The sequence below is a fragment of the Treponema sp. R8-4-B8 genome, assembly GCF_054786175.1.
Map to the genome: position 1 here is coordinate 129265 of NZ_BDHE01000489.1, position 16394 is coordinate 145658.

Annotated in this window: 17 protein-coding genes; 13 read left to right on the forward strand and 4 right to left on the reverse strand. The window is 44.7% G+C overall.

The window, feature by feature from the left end; translation table 11 throughout:
* Position 1 precedes the first annotated feature (1 nt).
* From ACYVRA_RS15835 to ACYVRA_RS15885, 11 genes are all read left to right on the forward strand, one after another.
* Positions 2 to 1057, forward strand: coding sequence for a DNA-directed RNA polymerase subunit alpha (locus ACYVRA_RS15835; protein WP_461253700.1), 1056 nt, complete (start codon positions 2 to 4; stop codon positions 1055 to 1057).
* The gene (gene rplQ / locus ACYVRA_RS15840; protein ID WP_461253701.1) at positions 1047 to 1514 is read left to right on the forward strand and encodes a 50S ribosomal protein L17; all 468 of its coding nucleotides are present in this window, start codon (positions 1047 to 1049) and stop codon (positions 1512 to 1514) included. The genes ACYVRA_RS15835 and rplQ overlap by 11 nt, the downstream gene beginning before the upstream one ends.
* Complete coding sequence (locus tag ACYVRA_RS15845) at positions 1515 to 1730, forward strand: hypothetical protein (RefSeq protein WP_461253702.1); 216 nt, start codon at positions 1515 to 1517, stop codon at positions 1728 to 1730.
* 128 nt (positions 1731 to 1858) lie between these two features.
* Positions 1859 to 2116, forward strand: coding sequence for a hypothetical protein (locus ACYVRA_RS15850; RefSeq protein WP_461253703.1), 258 nt, complete (start codon positions 1859 to 1861; stop codon positions 2114 to 2116).
* Between the two features lie 2 nt (positions 2117 to 2118).
* Positions 2119 to 2544, forward strand: a complete 426-nt coding sequence (locus ACYVRA_RS15855; RefSeq protein WP_461253704.1) for a hypothetical protein — start codon at positions 2119 to 2121, stop codon at positions 2542 to 2544.
* Between the two features lie 133 nt (positions 2545 to 2677).
* Positions 2678 to 2974 (forward strand): hypothetical protein, encoded by a 297-nt coding sequence (locus tag ACYVRA_RS15860; protein ID WP_461253705.1) that lies wholly within the window; start codon positions 2678 to 2680, stop codon positions 2972 to 2974.
* Entirely contained in the window at positions 2974 to 3162 is a 189-nt protein-coding gene (locus ACYVRA_RS15865) for a hypothetical protein (protein WP_461253706.1), read from the forward strand. Before ACYVRA_RS15860 ends, ACYVRA_RS15865 begins: the two co-directional genes overlap by 1 nt.
* Positions 3163 to 3429: 267 nt before the next feature.
* Positions 3430 to 5070, forward strand: coding sequence for an InlB B-repeat-containing protein (locus tag ACYVRA_RS15870; protein WP_461253707.1), 1641 nt, complete (start codon positions 3430 to 3432; stop codon positions 5068 to 5070).
* Between the two features lie 107 nt (positions 5071 to 5177).
* Positions 5178 to 7055: an InlB B-repeat-containing protein gene (locus ACYVRA_RS15875; protein WP_461253708.1), complete on the forward strand. Its 1878-nt coding sequence runs from the start codon at positions 5178 to 5180 to the stop codon at positions 7053 to 7055.
* A 71-nt stretch (positions 7056 to 7126) separates the two neighbouring features.
* Complete coding sequence (locus tag ACYVRA_RS15880; RefSeq protein WP_461253709.1) at positions 7127 to 9013, forward strand: InlB B-repeat-containing protein; 1887 nt, start codon at positions 7127 to 7129, stop codon at positions 9011 to 9013.
* A gap of 55 nt (positions 9014 to 9068) precedes the next feature.
* Positions 9069 to 9704 carry a hypothetical protein gene (locus tag ACYVRA_RS15885; RefSeq protein WP_461253710.1) on the forward strand — a complete coding sequence of 212 codons (636 nt, stop codon included), beginning with the start codon at positions 9069 to 9071 and terminating at the stop codon, positions 9702 to 9704.
* A gap of 357 nt (positions 9705 to 10061) precedes the next feature.
* Here ACYVRA_RS15885 and ACYVRA_RS15890 read toward each other — a convergent pair whose 3' ends face one another.
* The 4 genes from ACYVRA_RS15890 to prfA all read right to left on the reverse strand — a co-directional run bounded on the left by ACYVRA_RS15890 (position 10062) and on the right by prfA (position 13860).
* Positions 10062 to 10436: a nuclease/transposase family protein gene (locus ACYVRA_RS15890; protein ID WP_461253711.1), complete on the reverse strand. Its 375-nt coding sequence runs from the start codon at positions 10434 to 10436 to the stop codon at positions 10062 to 10064.
* 290 nt (positions 10437 to 10726) lie between these two features.
* On the reverse strand, positions 10727 to 11911 hold the full coding sequence (locus ACYVRA_RS15895) for a CapA family protein (RefSeq protein ID WP_461253712.1): 1185 nt from the start codon (positions 11909 to 11911) through the stop codon (positions 10727 to 10729).
* Complete coding sequence (prmC, locus tag ACYVRA_RS15900; RefSeq protein ID WP_461253713.1) at positions 11901 to 12767, reverse strand: peptide chain release factor N(5)-glutamine methyltransferase; 867 nt, start codon at positions 12765 to 12767, stop codon at positions 11901 to 11903. Before prmC ends, ACYVRA_RS15895 begins: the two co-directional genes overlap by 11 nt.
* Before the next feature lie 4 nt (positions 12768 to 12771).
* A complete protein-coding gene (prfA, locus tag ACYVRA_RS15905; protein ID WP_461253714.1) occupies positions 12772 to 13860 on the reverse strand; it encodes a peptide chain release factor 1 in 1089 nt (362 codons plus the stop codon).
* A 95-nt stretch (positions 13861 to 13955) separates the two neighbouring features.
* On the opposite strand from prfA, the gene ACYVRA_RS15910 reads away from it, so the two are divergent.
* Both ACYVRA_RS15910 and ACYVRA_RS15915 read left to right on the forward strand, forming a co-directional pair.
* On the forward strand, positions 13956 to 14345 hold the full coding sequence (locus ACYVRA_RS15910) for a hypothetical protein (RefSeq protein ID WP_461253715.1): 390 nt from the start codon (positions 13956 to 13958) through the stop codon (positions 14343 to 14345).
* On the forward strand, positions 14342 to 16186 hold the full coding sequence (locus ACYVRA_RS15915; RefSeq protein WP_461253716.1) for an outer membrane protein assembly factor BamD: 1845 nt from the start codon (positions 14342 to 14344) through the stop codon (positions 16184 to 16186). The genes ACYVRA_RS15910 and ACYVRA_RS15915 overlap by 4 nt, the downstream gene beginning before the upstream one ends.
* The last annotated feature ends 208 nt before the right edge of the window (positions 16187 to 16394 follow it).

Below are 16394 nucleotides of genomic sequence, written 5' to 3' on the forward strand. Positions count from 1 at the left end.
CATGGCCCGTAAGAACCTTATGGCAGGATTCAAGCGCCCCAAAAGCTTTACATTTGAGCATGGCGAGCTTAGTCAGAACTATGGAATGTTTATTGCCTCTCCGTTTGAGCCGGGTTTTGGCACGACGGTTGGTAACACTTTACGCAGAGTTCTCCTTTCATCAATACAGGGGTACGCTATCACTGGGGTAAAAGTAGAATCAATCGACGCTAACGGAACTACGCATAGCGTATCCAGTGAATTTGAAACAATTCCCAACATCGTGGAAGACACTCTTGAGGTAATAAATAACTTGAAGCAAATTCGCCTTAGGCTGCCTCAGGACGCGGAGCAGGATGTTTTGCTTTACGAATGGACAGGCAGGCATGATATAAGGAGCGATGACTTTGCCCGACCGGGACAGGTAGACGTGCTTTCATCAGGCCAGCATATAATGACTTTAATGGATAACGCGAATATCAGGGTTGAGATTCAAATTGATCTTGGCCGCGGTTATGTTCCGTCGGAAGTAAACGAGCGCTATATCGAAGTTATAGGCACGATTCCCGTTGACGCGATTTTTTCTCCCGTAAGAAAGGTAAAATTTAACGTTGAATCCACGCGGGTAGGGCAGCGCAACGATTATGACAAGCTTGTTCTTGAGATATGGACTGACGGGACCGTGAAACCCGAAGACGCTCTTGCCGAGGCTGCGAAGATAGCCAAGGATCATTTTTCCGTTTTTATTAATTTTGACGAGAACAACATCGGTCTTGACGATGATCTTGACGATGAAAACGATCATATTAGAAAAGTTCTTAACACTCCGGTAGAGGAGTTGGAACTTTCGGTTCGTTCTTCAAATTGTTTGAAGAACGCGAATATTAAAACAATAGGGGAACTTACGCGCAAAACAGAAGATGATATTGCCAGAACGCGCAATTTTGGTAAGAAATCGCTTCAGGAAATCAAGGAAAAACTTAAAGAATGGAACTTGAGCCTGGGAATTACCGATTTGAACGTTCTGAAGAACGCGCGTATGGAGCCACCCAAAAAGGATACGGAAGATGAAGCATAAAAGAGGATTTAACCCCCTGCAAAGAATGGCGTCTCACCGAAAAGCGCTGCACCGCAATATGGTGACTTCTCTTTTTAAGCAGGAACGGATCAGGACTACAAAGGCAAAAGCCCTTGAAGTTCGCAGAACGGCGGAAAAGATGATTACCCGCGCGAAAGAAGATACAGTTCATAACAGGCGAATTGTTTCAAGCCGTTTGTATAACGATGGTATTGTCGCAAAACTTTTTACGGTTATCGCCCCCAGAATGAAAGACCGCAACGGCGGGTACACCCGTATTATCAAACTTGGAGAGCGCAAAGGCGACGCCGCCGAAGTTGTCATTCTGGAACTGGTTGATTATAAATTGGATACCAGCGAGAAAAAGAAGGGGAAAAAAGGCGAAGAAAAGCCAGCCGCCAAGAGCGACAAATCCGTTAAAGATAAAAAGCCTAGAGACGGCAAGAAGGGGAAATAAATGGCAAAACCACATAGAGGTCAAAGTCTTAGGGAATTATACGCGCGAGGCCGCGGCGAGTGTCCGATTTGTAAAAGGAAAAATGTTAAAGTTCTCTACGAACAGGAATCCGGCGGCAAGAAGTTTAAAATATGCAAAACCTGCAAAGCCGCCGTGAAGAACGGTACAAAGAAACTGCCTGCTGTTGAAACTGCGGGTGAGGGCGTTACTGCTTAAATTTTCGGGAAGAGTTCACACTAAGATCACAAAGGGACAAAGATCACAAAGAGACAAAGATCACAAAGAGAGACAATTGAGTTGTGTTTTAGGTGTTTTTTTTGTATATTTAATGTATGGAGGTTTTTATGCAAGAATATGACAGAGAAAAGCATTTAAAAGACCTTGAATATTTTATGGTAAATCAAAATGAACTCTGTAGTAAATACGGGGGGCTTGTCCTTCTTTTACAGAACGCCACAGTCATAAACGCTTATAGCAGTCTGCGAGAAGCCTCCGACAAAGGCAAAGAAATGTTTGGGTATGGGAATTATTCAATACAACCTTGTATAGAAGGCGAGGAGGCGTATTCTATGGAATGCTATTCTCCACGAATTAAATTTTAGTGATGAGTAATGCATTTACATACAGATTAAATGGCTCCGCGAGAAAAATAACAACCGCAGTAGGTGTTTCTATGCCAAATGGAAATCCATTGGGTGCAGTTGCCGTATGGGATACAGGCGCTACGAATTCCGTTATTACATTTGAAGTGGCAAAGCGGTTGAATCTTTGTCCGGAGGGTTCCATTGTGGTAAACAGTGTTACAGGTTCCCAGTCTGTATATACTTATTTAGTGACTTTTACTCTGCCGAATGGTTTCAGTAAAGATATTCTTGCAACATCTTGTATGGTGGCAATAGGTTGCGATGTTTTGATAGGAATGGATATTATTTCTAGTGTGGATTTCGCGATAACAAGAGGTTCACATGGGACAACATTCTCTTTTAAAACTCCGCAGGGAGATGAGATTGATTTTTCCGCGCAAATTTAATGTTTTTGTTAAAAAAATGGAAGCAGAAGGCAATTTTTTACTTGACAAAAATCAATATAAAGTAATAAAATACATAAAACGGCAAAAAAAACTAAATGGCGTTTAAATTCGCCATAAGCAAGTGAGAGAATTAATGGCGATTAATTACTTTTCTAAAAAGTGTTGCATACCTCGCTATGACCGCGGCGCGGACGGCGCTCAAGCATGCACGCCGAAGGCGTGTGGATGGATAATGCGGCACAGCGTGGCGCTAAATAAAATCCCCATGTTGTATAAATGCGCCGAACCTTTAGGTGAGGCAGTAGCGCCCGGAGGGATAAATCCCGCCTCAGTTTGTTCATCTGGGGTACGCTGTTCGGCGCCGGGGCGTTTAGATTTGGTTCATCTACACGCCTTAGGCGGCGTGCGTTCGGCAAGTGAGGGATTTTAATGGCGATTAATTACTTTTCTAAAAAGTGTTGCATACCTCGCTATGACCGCGGCGCGGACGGCGGGATAAATCCCGCCTCAGTTTGTTCATCTGGGGTACGCTGTTCGGCGCCGGGGCGATTGGGATTTGTTCATCTACACGCCTTGACGGCGTGCGTTCGGCAAGTGAGGGATTTTAATGGCGATTAACTGGCCCGGGCGCGGGGGGGGGGGGAAAAACCCCCCCCGTTTTTTTTTCTGGGGGGCCCGTGTGGGGGCGGGGGGGGTTGGGGTTTTTTCTTCCCACCCCCCTGCGGGGGGGCAAAATTGCCTTCCCCCCCCCCCCCCCCCGTTAATTACAGCGATAAATTTCCTATTTCCTCATTTTTCTTTTCCACAAACAGTGGTCTTTGTATCTTTTTCAAAAAAACACCGCATGGCGGTGGTAATAAATATAGGTATCTTTAGGGGGATAAAATGACAAAACGTCAAATAACTTTATTTATTCTGATAATGGTCATGGGTATAACATTTATTAGTTGTAATGATCACGAAACCAAGCCTGTTACCTATACGGTAGCATTTAACGCTAATGGGGCTGTCGGAACAGTTCCGGCGCCGCAAACAGTAGCAGCAGGCACGTTAATAACTTTGCCGAATAGGAGTAAATTAAGCAAAGCCGGAAGTGTTTTTATTGGATGGAGTGAAAGTTCGGACGGGAATGACGCGATACTTTCCCCCGGAGATTCCGTTTTTGTGACTAAGAATATAATATTCTATGCGCAGTGGCTTGTCCAATACAGTGTGACATTTAACGGCAACGGCGCAAGCGGAACGCCGCCGGAAGCGCAGACCATCGGTTCCGGTGAAGTTATCATTCTTCCTGACATAGGAAGCCTGAACAATCCAGGGAATATATTTTGCGGCTGGTGTGAAAGCCCTGGCGGCGGGGGAACAATATATACCATCGGAGCTATCATTACCGTTACTCGAAACATGATTTTCTACGCCCAATGGATTGACGGCTCAACGCCGCAATATACCGTTACCTTTGACGGAAACACGGCGACAGGAACGCCGCCTTCACCGCAAACAGTCTACAGGGGAATAAGTATTACCATTCCCGATCAGGGGACGCTCATTAAAAGCGGCAAAGTATTTAGCGGGTGGAACACGCTTGCGACAGGAGGCGGGACAAACTATCTTACAGGGGCAACATACACTGTAAACGCTTATGTAACTTTATACGCAAAATGGGTAAATGAGACAGATGCTCCACAAGGAGAAAATCCGCCAGGCAGTACCGTTGCAGAAAAATTGGCTTATATAGCCAATAATGCCGGTGATGGGACGGTGTTTGACATAGCCGTGAGTAGTAATGTTTCTATGGGGCCGGCAACTGTTTCCACCCTTGGACGTAATATTACCGTTATTATCCGCAGTGCGAGTTCGGCGGATATTAAAACCATACAAATAACTGGTACTGGAGGTACACTTTTTACAGTTAGCAATAATATTACCCTTAAGATCAGTAATATTACTCTTAGAGGTTCTGCTTTCAATAATATAAATTTGGTTCAAGTTGATTCTGGCGGTACATTACTAATAGAAACAGGAGCCAGTATTACAGAAAACACGAACAACACTAATGTTAGTTCAGGTGGTTTATGTGTGAATGGTGGAACGGTCATTATGACTGGTGGTGAAATAAGTGGAAATAAAACTAATCTTAATGGTGGCGGAATTGTTGTAGGTAACAAGGGATTATTTGAAATGAGAGGAGGATATATAAAAAACAACGAAGCTATAACAGCAGCTGGGGGAGGTGTATTTATAACCGGGAACAGTAGCTTTATTATGAACGGTGGTGAATTTTCAGGAAATAAAGCAAAAACTTGGGCTGGAGGAATATTTTGCGAGACAAACAGTGTGTTTAAAAAGGTTTTTCCAGATGATGCTTCCACCTGCGGCATAATTTACGGTTCATCTGCCCCTGCTGGTATGGCCAATACCGCAAGTAGTGGGGCTGCAATTCATTGTAGATCAAAGAAACGGGATATGACACTTGGATATTATGATGAAATTTCCACCACCAACTTGAACTACGGCTGGGATTAAAAATGGAAAATGGCCTCGTATGGTAAGTGCAATAGTACCTGTTACTGTATCTGCTACCACTTTTTAATCGGTGGTATTAAACATACAAGCATCTTTAGGGGGATAAAATGACAAAACGCCAAGTAACTTTATTTATTCTGATAACGGTTATGGGCATAACATTTATTGGTTGTAATGATCACGAAACTAAACCTGTTAGCTATACAGTGGCATTTAACGCCAATGGGGCTGTCGGAACAGTTCCGGCGCCGCAAACAGTAGCAGCAGGCACGTTAATAACTTTGCCGAATAGGGGTAAATTAAGCAAAGCCGGAAGTGTTTTTATTGGATGGAGCGAAGGTTCAGACGGGAATGACGCGATACTTTCCCCCGGAGATTCCGTTTTTGTGACTAAGAATATAATATTCTATGCGCAGTGGCTTGTCCAATACAGTGTGACATTTAACGGCAACGGCGCAAGCGGAACGCCGCCGGAAACGCAAACAGTCAATTCCGGCGAAGTTATCATTCTTCCCGACATAGGAAGCCTGAACAATCCAGGGAATATATTTTGCGGCTGGTGTGAAAGCCCTGGCGGCGGGGGAACAATATATACCATCGGGGCTATCATTACCGTTACCCGAAACATGGTTTTTTACGCCCAATGGTTAGACGGCTCAACGCCGAAATATACCGTTACCTTCAACGCCAACGGCGCGACAGGCGGGGCGGTTCCCGCGCCGCAGACTGTGTACAGCGGCATCAGCATTACAGTTCCAGGACAGGGGACGCTTTCGTACAGCGGGAAAATATTCGGCGGCTGGAACACGCAGAGCAACGGCGGGGGAACAAACTACGAGGTTAACGCTGTTTATGCCGTGATGGAAAATATTACGTTATACGCAAAATGGCAGAACGAGGTTCAATACACCGTTACATTTAACGCCAACGGCGCAAGTGGAACGGCACCTGCCGCACAGAGCGTGGATACTGGGACGGTAATAACTTTGCCGGGTCAAGGAAGCATGACCAATACCGGAAAAACATTTGACGGCTGGAACACGCTGGCAAACGGAAACGGGACAAGCTATGCGGAGGGCGCGGCGTATACGGTGAACGCGAATGTTACGTTGTACGCGAAGTGGGTAAGTGCGCCGATAACGCCGCCGGGGGCTACACTGACGCAACAACTTGCTTACATAGCAAGCCAGGCTGGCAATGGGGTTGTATATGAAATTGTAGTTGATAATAACTTGAATATGGGGCCAGAAATAATTTCTACAATGGGCAAAGACATTACAGTCATTATTCGAAGCGCAAATTCTGCGGATATTAAAACCATACAAATAACTGGTGCTGGAGGTACACTTTTTTCAGTGGGTAATAATATTCCCCTTAAGATCAGTAATATTACCCTTAAAGGTTCTGTTTTCAATAATTCTCCTTTGGTTCAGATTGATTATGGAGCCACGTTAATGATAGAAACAGGAGCCAGTATTACAGGAAACACAAATAATACTAACAATCATAATAATCCTGGTGGTTTATTTGTTAGTGGCGGTACAGTTATCATAAATGGTGGAGAGATTAGTGAAAATAAAACCATGCTTGCCGGAGGTGGAATATATGCAAACAATAAAGGAGTAATTGTTATGAGTGGGGGATACATCAAAGATAACGAAGTTATAAGTGGGACAGGAGGCGGTGTATATGTGAATGGGGGAAGTACTTTTAATATGAATGGCGGTGAAATTTCCGGAAACAAAGCGACCACTTGGGGTGGTGGAATATATTGCGAGCCATACTCCCCGAGTAGTGTGTTTAATAAATTCGCTTTAGAAAATACTAACACCAGTGGTATTATTTACGGTTCAACCGCACCTACTGGTATGGCTAATACCGCAGGTTCTGGAGCTGTTATTCATTACAGATCGAAGAAACGGGATATGACACTTGGATACTATGATGAAATTTCCACTGTTAACTTGAACTACGGCTGGGACTAAGAACAATGCAAAGGTACCTGTTACCACTTTTCATCGGTGGCATTAAATATAAACATATTTAGGAGGATAAAATGACAAAACGTCAAGCAACTTTATTTATTCTGATAATGGTCATGGGTTTAATATTTATTGGCTGTAATGATCACGAAACTAAACCTGTTAGCTATACGGTGGCATTTAACGCTAATGGGGCTGTCGGAACAGTTCCGGAGCCGCAAACAGTAGCAGCAGGCACGTTAATAACTTTGCCGAATAGGAGTAAATTAAGTAAAGTTGGAAGTGTTTTTATTGGATGGAGCGAAAGTTCAGACGGGAATGACGCGATACTTTCCCCCGGAGATTCCGTTTTTGTGACTAAGAATATAATTTTCTATGCACAGTGGCTTGTCCAATACAGTGTGACATTTAACGGCAACGGCGCAAGCGAAATGCCGCCGGAAACGCAGACCGTCAATTCCGGCGAAGTTATCATTCTTCCCGACATAGGAAGCCTGAACAATCCAGGGAATATATTTTGCGGCTGGTGTGAAAGCCCTGGCGGCGGGGGAACAATATATACCATCGGGGCTATCATTACCGTTACCCGAAACATGGTTTTTTACGCCCAATGGTTAGACGGCTCAACGCCGAAATATACCGTTACCTTCAACGCCAACGGCGCGACAGGCGGGGCGGTTCCCGCGCCGCAGACTGTGTACAGCGGCATCAGCATTACAGTTCCAGGACAGGGGACGCTTTCGTACAGCGGGAAAATATTCGGCGGCTGGAACACGCAGAGCAACGGCGGGGGAACAAACTACGCGGATAACGCTGTTTATACCGTGACAGAAAATGTTACGTTATACGCAAAATGGCAGAATGAGGTTCAATACACCGTTACATTTAACGCCAACGGCGCAAGTGGTACGGCGCCTGCCGCACAGAGCGTGGATCCTGGGATGGTTATAAATTTGCCGGGCGTAGGAAGTATGACGAATACCGGAAAAACATTTGACGGATGGAATACGCTGGCAAACGGTAGCGGGACAAGCTATGCGGAAGGCACGGCGTATACGGTGAACGCGAATGTTACGTTGTACGCGAAGTGGGTAAGTGCGCCGATAACGCCGCCGGGCGCGACACTTGTAGAAAAACTGGCGTACATACGCAATAATGCTGGGGACGGGGTATTGTATGACATTGCGGTTAATAACAATGAGTATATAGAGCCGCAAACAGTTGGTACTATGGGCAGGAATATTACGGTTAATATTCACAGCGCGAGTTCAGCAGATATTAAGTCCATACAGCTTGAAAGTGTTGGGCATCTCTTTTCTATTGATAACAACATTACCCTTAAATTGCAGGATATTGTCTTGAAGGGGATGAGTATGAATAATAGCGCACTGGTTTTAGTAAGCCATGGCGGGAAACTTATTCTTAATTCAGGAGCAAAAATTACTTTGAACAATAATACTGGTTCTGTATATGGCGGTGGTATTTATGTAAACGGTGGGGTTCTTGAAATGAATGATGGTAGTGAAATCATTGGTAATATAGTTAATATTGGTGGTGCAGCAGGAGGTGGTATTCGTGTTACAAATAGAGGTACTGTTATAATGCGTGGGGGCTTAATTAGCGAAAATAGAGCTGTAAGTTCTAGCTACTATAACGGTGGTGGCATATTTATAATTGATAATTCCACAGTAACCATGTCTGGGGGAATAATCTCAAAAAACTATGCTGGAGTTGGTGGGGGTATTCAAGTACAAGATTCTGGTTCTAGCTTTACTAAACGCGCTGCCTCAGGAAATACAACAAGTGGAATTATTTATGGCGGAACTGGAGATAATGCGAATACTACGCTCAGAGGTGAGGGACAGGCTATCTACCGTAATTTTGGGACAAAAAAGCAACGCAACACCACACTTGGCTACTACGATGAAATTAGCACCCTGTCAGATGAGGGCTGGGAATAAAAAGGGAAAACGGCTCCGTATGGGGCTGTAAAAATAGTAAAAGGAGAATGAAAGGATGAAAAGATCAATAATTATCATTATGACGTTTTGCGTCATCGGGCTTATCGGGTGTAACAAACAGAGTCAGCAAAATCCGGTAAATATAACTGCAAACTTTGGCAATGGCAGTGCAATGCCATCACAAACGGTAGAGGGCGATAAATCTGATGTAAAAGTAGACACTAACGCTGTAATTTCTCCCAATAATCCTAACAATGATCCTGTAAAACCAAACCTTGCTCCCCTTCCTTTTGCCGGCTGGAATGCATGGGATGACGGAGAAATAATTATTTCAGGAGGTACGGCATCCAATGAATGTATCCTAAACACTAATGGCATCCTTCCTGACGCGGCGGGTATTGTTAATGCCAAATTGTCTACCGCTCTGCGCGATAAAACAATTGTTTTATATTTTACCAACACAAGAGCATCGAATTTTAGCGATGGGCTTATGGTTAAAGTTGAGTGCGACAACAGGGTAATGCAGCCTTCTGCCAATGCGTTACCGATTAGAGGATTTCTTCCCGCCGGAGATACGCCACCTGATAAAGGCATAGAATTCACCATTCCAAATACATTTAACGGGAAACTTAACTTTGTGTTTTATCAGTCTACTTTGAAAGACCTGAAAATTACCGCGTATTACAAATAGGCGGCAGCCGGAATCAGTCTCTATGAGTAACGCACACGCTAAGTATCTGCTCCTCTTTGTGTTCTTAATGTGAACTTTTCGTAAGGAGATTTAAATTTGAATGAAACAATTCATCGCTTTCGTCCTATTTTATATCTTCTCCTCGCTTTCCTCGCAAACTGCCTATGTGCAGGACTTTTACGCTAATAGCGATCCCGGTAACGGCGTTCATTAGCGGCGGCATGGTATGGGCGGTGGGGAGGTAAATTAACATTTAGCAATTAGCGAAGTTAGTAAGCCTAACAGGTTGGCAAAACGTAAGGCTAACTTACAACAACATTGCTCATTTCTAATTTCTCATTGTTAGTTATAAAAATATCACAATTTGGCGATAGTCTCCGGGGAGAGGCCGGTTCCTTCGGCTATTTGAGAAATAGATAACCCCATCCCTTTTAGATTCCGGGCAATGTCAAGACTGGCTTTCTTACGGCCTTTGTCTTCAGCATCTGCCATCCCGCTCCGCCAGTCAAGTTCGCTCTTTATCAGAGTAGTCATCCGCGCATATTCTATTTCATCTTTGGTGATGTTTATCAATGTGTCTACCGCCATCGCTATGCCCTCCTCTCGGTTGGTTATCTCAATAATTTTAGCTCTTTTTTCCTCGTCTGTCAAATATTGAAAAAATACCGCCCACAGTTCCGCATTTGTCATTTCTTCAACAGGCTTTCCGGCTGCGAGTTCTGTCTTTACCAACTCTATGGTGATTATTTTAGTTCTTCCGCCCAGCGAAATACGGTTTTCTAAATCGCAATATGAGAAATTGTGAATGAATTTTTCATCATCGTAAAATTTCTCATTCGCCAGAATAGCGAATCTAAAAATTTCACACGAAGAGCACGAAGAGACAAAGAACACGAAGGTGGGAGAGTGGGTTTTTGTTCGTTATCTTATCGTGAAGCTCACGCATAGCCTTCGGACAAAAACACCTTATTCCTCTTTGTGCTCTTCTCTTTCTTCGTGTTCTTTGTGAGATCTCTTCTTGATTAATTTTTAAAAGGATTACTTTTAATAATAGGCGCGTTCAATCTGTCCGTTACTCCGTTAAAAAATTCAAAAGATAGGCCGCTTCCAAGGTTTTTTAGCGCGTGGGCGTTTAACAGTTCTTCCGTGTATGAATACAAGGGATATATTTTTGTGTTTTTAAAGCCCCTGTCATAATGGGTGATAACGGGAATTATTCCGTAGTTTTCGATTGAGAGTTCTCCGGTTGATTTTTTTACGAAAGTCAGGGAAATCATTCCGCCGATTATTCTTTCCCTTTCTCGCTGGTGAGAGGCGAAATTACCAAGTGAGTAATAGCATAGGGTTTCTTTACCGTCGGGACGGGGCAGTTTTTCCACGCGTTGAAGGACGTGCGGATGATGCCCGATGATGAGGTCTACGTCAAGTTGGGAAAGAAAGGCGGCAAGATCAGTCTGGGTTTTATTCGGTTGGAGCATATATTCGTCGCCCCAGTGCATGGAAACTATTAAAAAGTCACATAACGGGCGCAGGGAAGTTATTTCTTCTTCCATTTTTTTTCTTTCAATCAGGGAGACAAGGTTTGGATTGTCTTTGGGGAGCGTATTGCCGTTAAGGCCGTAAGTATAGGATAAAAATCCAAAGGTTATATTGTTTTTTGTTATAATGCGGGCGCTTTGCCCTTCTTTACGAGCTCCTATTACGGTAAATTCCGTTATCGTGTCCAGATAATCAAGAGTGGATATAAGGCCTTTCGCCCCTTTATCCATCGCGTGATTATTCGCGAGATTTATAATGTCAAAGCCGGTATCCAAATGCGTTTTAGCGAGCGACTGAGGAGTGTTAAAAGCGGGATATCCCGAATAGCCGAAGCTTTCGCCTGCCATAACAGTTTCCTGATTTATAAACGCGAGGTCGGCGTTTTGGACTATGCTTTTTATCTCGGTATAAATTGACGAAAAATCATAAACTCCGTTTGTTAAATGCGAATTAATCAATGATTCATGAAATAAATTATCGCCCGCCGCGATGAATGTAACTCTGTAAATTACGGGTTCTTCTTCCTTTTTGGGAATTACAGAAGAATTTTTTCCCCCGCTTTTATCCGTAGCCGTTTGAACAGAATCGTTATCAAACACATCTGGTTTGGATTGGCATGATAAAATAAAAAATAATAAAGTTAAAATGATAAATATTTTATTTTTCAAATTTGCCTCCGATAACTCTGTTTGCCCCGCTAAGGTCTTTATTTAATTGTATATCTTTAAACCCTTTTTTTTCAAGTAAAATTGATATTTGTTCCATCTGCCGGGGATCGGCTTCCAATAGCAGAAATCCATTTTTTTGCAAATAATCAGGGGTTTTTTCTATTATACGCTTTATTATTTCCAATCCGGAAATTCCGCCGTCAAGGGCGATAAGCGGTTCATTTTGAACTTCCGCGGATAGGGTTTGTATTTCTTCCGAGGGAATGTATGGCGGGTTTGAGACAATTAGGGAATAAGCGGAGGGGAGGGAAGTAGGAAGCGCGTCGTATAAATCGCCCTGGAAAAAATTTATTGAATTTTTGCCAAGAAGATTTTCCGCGTTGCGAATAGCGGTATTCAATGCGTTAGGTGAAATATCAGCCGCCGTAATTTCACAGGCGGGCATTTCGTTTTTTAGGGAAATCGCTACCGCTCCGCTTCCCGTGCAGAGGTCTAATATGCTGAAAGCGGAGTTATCCTGCGCGTTTCTTTTAATAATATCTATTGCCGTTTCCACAAGAGTCTCGGTTTCAGGTCTTGGAACAAGTACTGACGGGTTTACTTCAAACTCTAAGCCTCTAAACTCTTTTTTTCCGATGATATACGCGGCACATTCGCCGTTTGCCCTTCTTTCTATAAGAGCGCAAAATTCCGCGCATTTTTTTTCTGAAAGACGGTCTGTTCCCCTTGCGATAAGTTTGGTACGGTCGGTATTTAAAACGTGTGCGAGTAATAAACCGGCATCCAGTCCCGGAGTTTTAATGCCGGCGTATTTTAAGTCCGCGCTTCCTTGCGCCAGAGCTTCACGGATTAACATATCACTATTCGCCGTCTGTGGAATCAGACGCGCTGCTTTGCAATAGTTCTTCTTTCGCGGAAAGTTTAAGCGCGTCAAAAAGTTCCGATGTTTCGCCCTGCATGATAAAATCAAGTTTATAAAGAGTAAGGTTGATGCGGTGATCCGTTAATCGGTTCTGCGGAAAATTGTATGTTCTTATTCTCTGAGAGCGGTCTCCTGAACCTACCTGGCTCTTTCTTGCCTCCGCCCTTTGCGCGGCGGCTTTTTCTTCTTCCATTTCGTAAATGCGCGCCCTAAGTATACGCATGGCCTTTGCCTTATTTTTAATTTGGCTTTTCTCGTCTTGACAGTGTACCGTAACTCCCGTTGGCAGGTGTGTTATGCGCACTGCGGAATCCGTCGTGTTTACGCATTGGCCGCCAGGACCGCCAGCGCGCATTACGTCAATGCGGAGATCTTCAGGCTTTATGTCAATCTCAGTCTCGTCGGCTTCCGGCAAGACCGCCACAGTTACCGCGGAAGTGTGTATCCTGCCCGAAGCCTCAGTCGCCGGAACCCTCTGCACCCTGTGAACTCCCGACTCATAACGGAGATTTTCGTACACGTTGTTTCCGCTGATTGAAAAAACAATTTCTTTTATGCCGCCTAGTTCAGTGTCGTTTGAGTTCATCACTTCAAACTTCCAGCCCTTTGTTTCGGCAAAACGGGAATACATACGGTAAAGGTCGGAGGCAAAAAGCGCCGCTTCCTCGCCGCCTGTTCCCGCCCTTATTTCCATTATGATATTTTTTTCGTCCAGCGGATCTTTTGGGATAAGGAGGACTTTTAGTTTTTCACTTTCCTCCGCGAACTTGCTTTCTAGTTCTTTAAGCTCCTCACGGGCAAGCTCCTTCATTTCATGATCTTTTTCTTCCTGAATAAGGATTTTAGTATCGTTGATTTGCTTTTCCAAACTTTCTATGCTGTTATGCAATTCCGCTATTTCGCTTAAGCGTGAATGTTCCTTCATTACGTCGCGGTAACGGTTTTGATCTTTTACCAGCGAAGGATCCTGGATAAGTTGGGTTAATTCATCGTGTCTTTTAAGCAGTGACGCCAGCCGCTCGTTCATGGTTTAGCTTATCAAAAATTTATGTTTAGGGCAAGTTAGTAATTATTTGAGTTTACATATCTTTATTTTATGATATAATAATAATTGAGGGGAAATTGGAAAAAATTTATCAGCTTATAATAAACTGGTTTCAAAAACTGTCCGCGGGGCAGAAGAGCCGGCTTGCGATTATTTGCACGGTTGTTTTTGCCGCTGCGCTGACTTTATCTGTCCTTATTTCTATGAAGACGCATGGCGGGGAAAAAAAAGAAAAAGAAACCAAGCCTCAAGAATCTGTTATTTCCGTTCCTATTCCCGCGGAAGAGCTGTTTTTGCCGGATGAGCCTGATTATGTTCCAGGGGTGCTTCTGGAGCGGGAGCAGCGGAAAAACTGGACTGATGAAGACGCTTCCGAGTATTGGCAGGACCCACTAAAGAATGGCGAAGAACAGTGGCGAGAAAAAATTGAAACCTCTATTGATAAATTTATGGAGCAGGTTCCATGAAAAGATTTAACTTAATTTTTTTAATTGTATTATTCGTTTTTTTGTTTTCCTGCGCGGGAAAGCCAAAAGTAAAGAGTACCGAGAATAATGAACAGGCAAAAGAAAATGTTGTTGAAAAGCCCGATAAGTCTGCGGAAAGAATTGACGAATCAGCCGTTGATAGGCAAGCGCCTGTCGATTTGGCGGTTAGGGAAGAACCCGCGGATGCGCCGCCTGAAGCGTCAGCGGAGAAACCGGCGGAAAAACCGGCTGATGTATCGACTGATGTGTCGGCGGGACAAACTGCGGAAAAGCCGCTAAATGAGGAAGTAGCGCAAGCCGATTCCGGTAAGGAACTTATTGCAGACGCGACATCATCAGCTGGTAAGACTGAACCTGCCGCGGCGCAGGAACCTACGGCTAAAACGCCGACTGTTGCGCCAGCGCCGTCTTCGCAGACACAACCGCTGCAGTCAAATCAATCTGCACAAGGACAGCAGACACAGCCGGCGCAGACACAACCGCCGCAGTCAAATCAATCTGCACAAGGACAGCAGACACAGCCGACGCAGACACAGCCGCCGCAATCAAATCAGTCTGCACAAGGACAACAGACACAGCCGTCGCAGACACAACCGCCGCAGTCAAATCCGCCTGCACAAAGACAACAGACTCAGCCGGCGCAGACACAACCGCCGCAATCAAATCAACCCGCTCAAAGACAGCAGACGGCGCAATCTCCAGCCGAAGAAAAAACGGATTCATCTGAAACCGCTTCTTCCGGCGATGATTCTAAAAGCGAAAAAGAGACTTCCCCTTCTATAACGAGCGGCAATTCCGCGCCCGCCACAAGAATTGAGTCTTTAACTCAAATGGGAACTGTGCCGCAGGATAAAGAAATTATTTTCTCGCGGATTGTGCGCGCGACAGTGGGGCAGATTGTTGAGATTCCTTTTCGAGGAAACGGATGGGTTTATCTTGGCGAACTAACCTCACAGCGCGGGATAGTTTATACGTCACGGCGCAATGATTCTGACGGACAGAGTTTTGTTTTCACGCTGGAAGAACCGGGAACCTACGCTTTAAAATTTTACCGTCAGGATTTTATCAGAGACTATATAATAAACGATCATGTGCAGGTAGTTGTTGGGGATGCCCCTTCCGCTGGAGCCGGATGGTTTAATCCGCCTGTCGAGCGCGACAGGGTAGTGGCTCAGCCTCGCTGGCCGTCCCAGATTGAAGAAACGCAGATTCGCAATGGCACAAGACCCGCCTCGGAACCTGTTGTTACAACGGCAGCCGCCGATTCAACTAAAGAGACCGCGCCCCAACAAAAAGCCGCTTCAGATCAGGAAACAAAAGCTCCGCAAAGAACAAATCCCGCCGATAGAACTCCCTCGCAAAACGCGCCGTCTTCTTCCTCCGCAAGCGGACAGGCTTCGCAGCCTGGGCAGACTTCGCAGCCGGGGCAAACTCCGCAATCAGGACAGACTGCCGCCGCGCAGTCTGCACAATCTGCTCCGGCAACAACCGCAGAGCAGGGCGGCGGTAATTCCGCGCAAAAACCTGAAAAATTAGCGCCGGATGTTTTATTGCAAAAGGCGAAGGAATCGTTTGACGGGGGAAATATCGCGGCGGCAATAGCGTTACTCGAACAATTTATGGCTGATTACCCAGGCGGCAGCGATGAGGTTTATTGGCGGTTAGGGCAGTACTACGAAGCCAACAGCCCAAGCAGGAATATCCTTCTTTCTTTGGATTATTACCGCCGCCTTGTGAATGAGTATCCCCAGAGCGGACGCTTTAATGACGCGCGTCGAAGAATAGCGTATTTAGAAAGGTACTATATTAATATTCAGTAATCTGGCCGCATTTTTTATAAGAATATCCTCACGCAGAGGCGCAAGAGTCTGTAGGAAAAGTATTTATCGCAAAGAATCTCACGCAAAGGCGCAAAGGGCGCAAAGTTGTTGTTTGCAAGATCATCGTTTTTCCTTCAAGATTTGTAGTTAAACTAATATATTTAGTCAATAATGAGCTATCGGACAGGAACTTCGCGCCTTTGCGCCT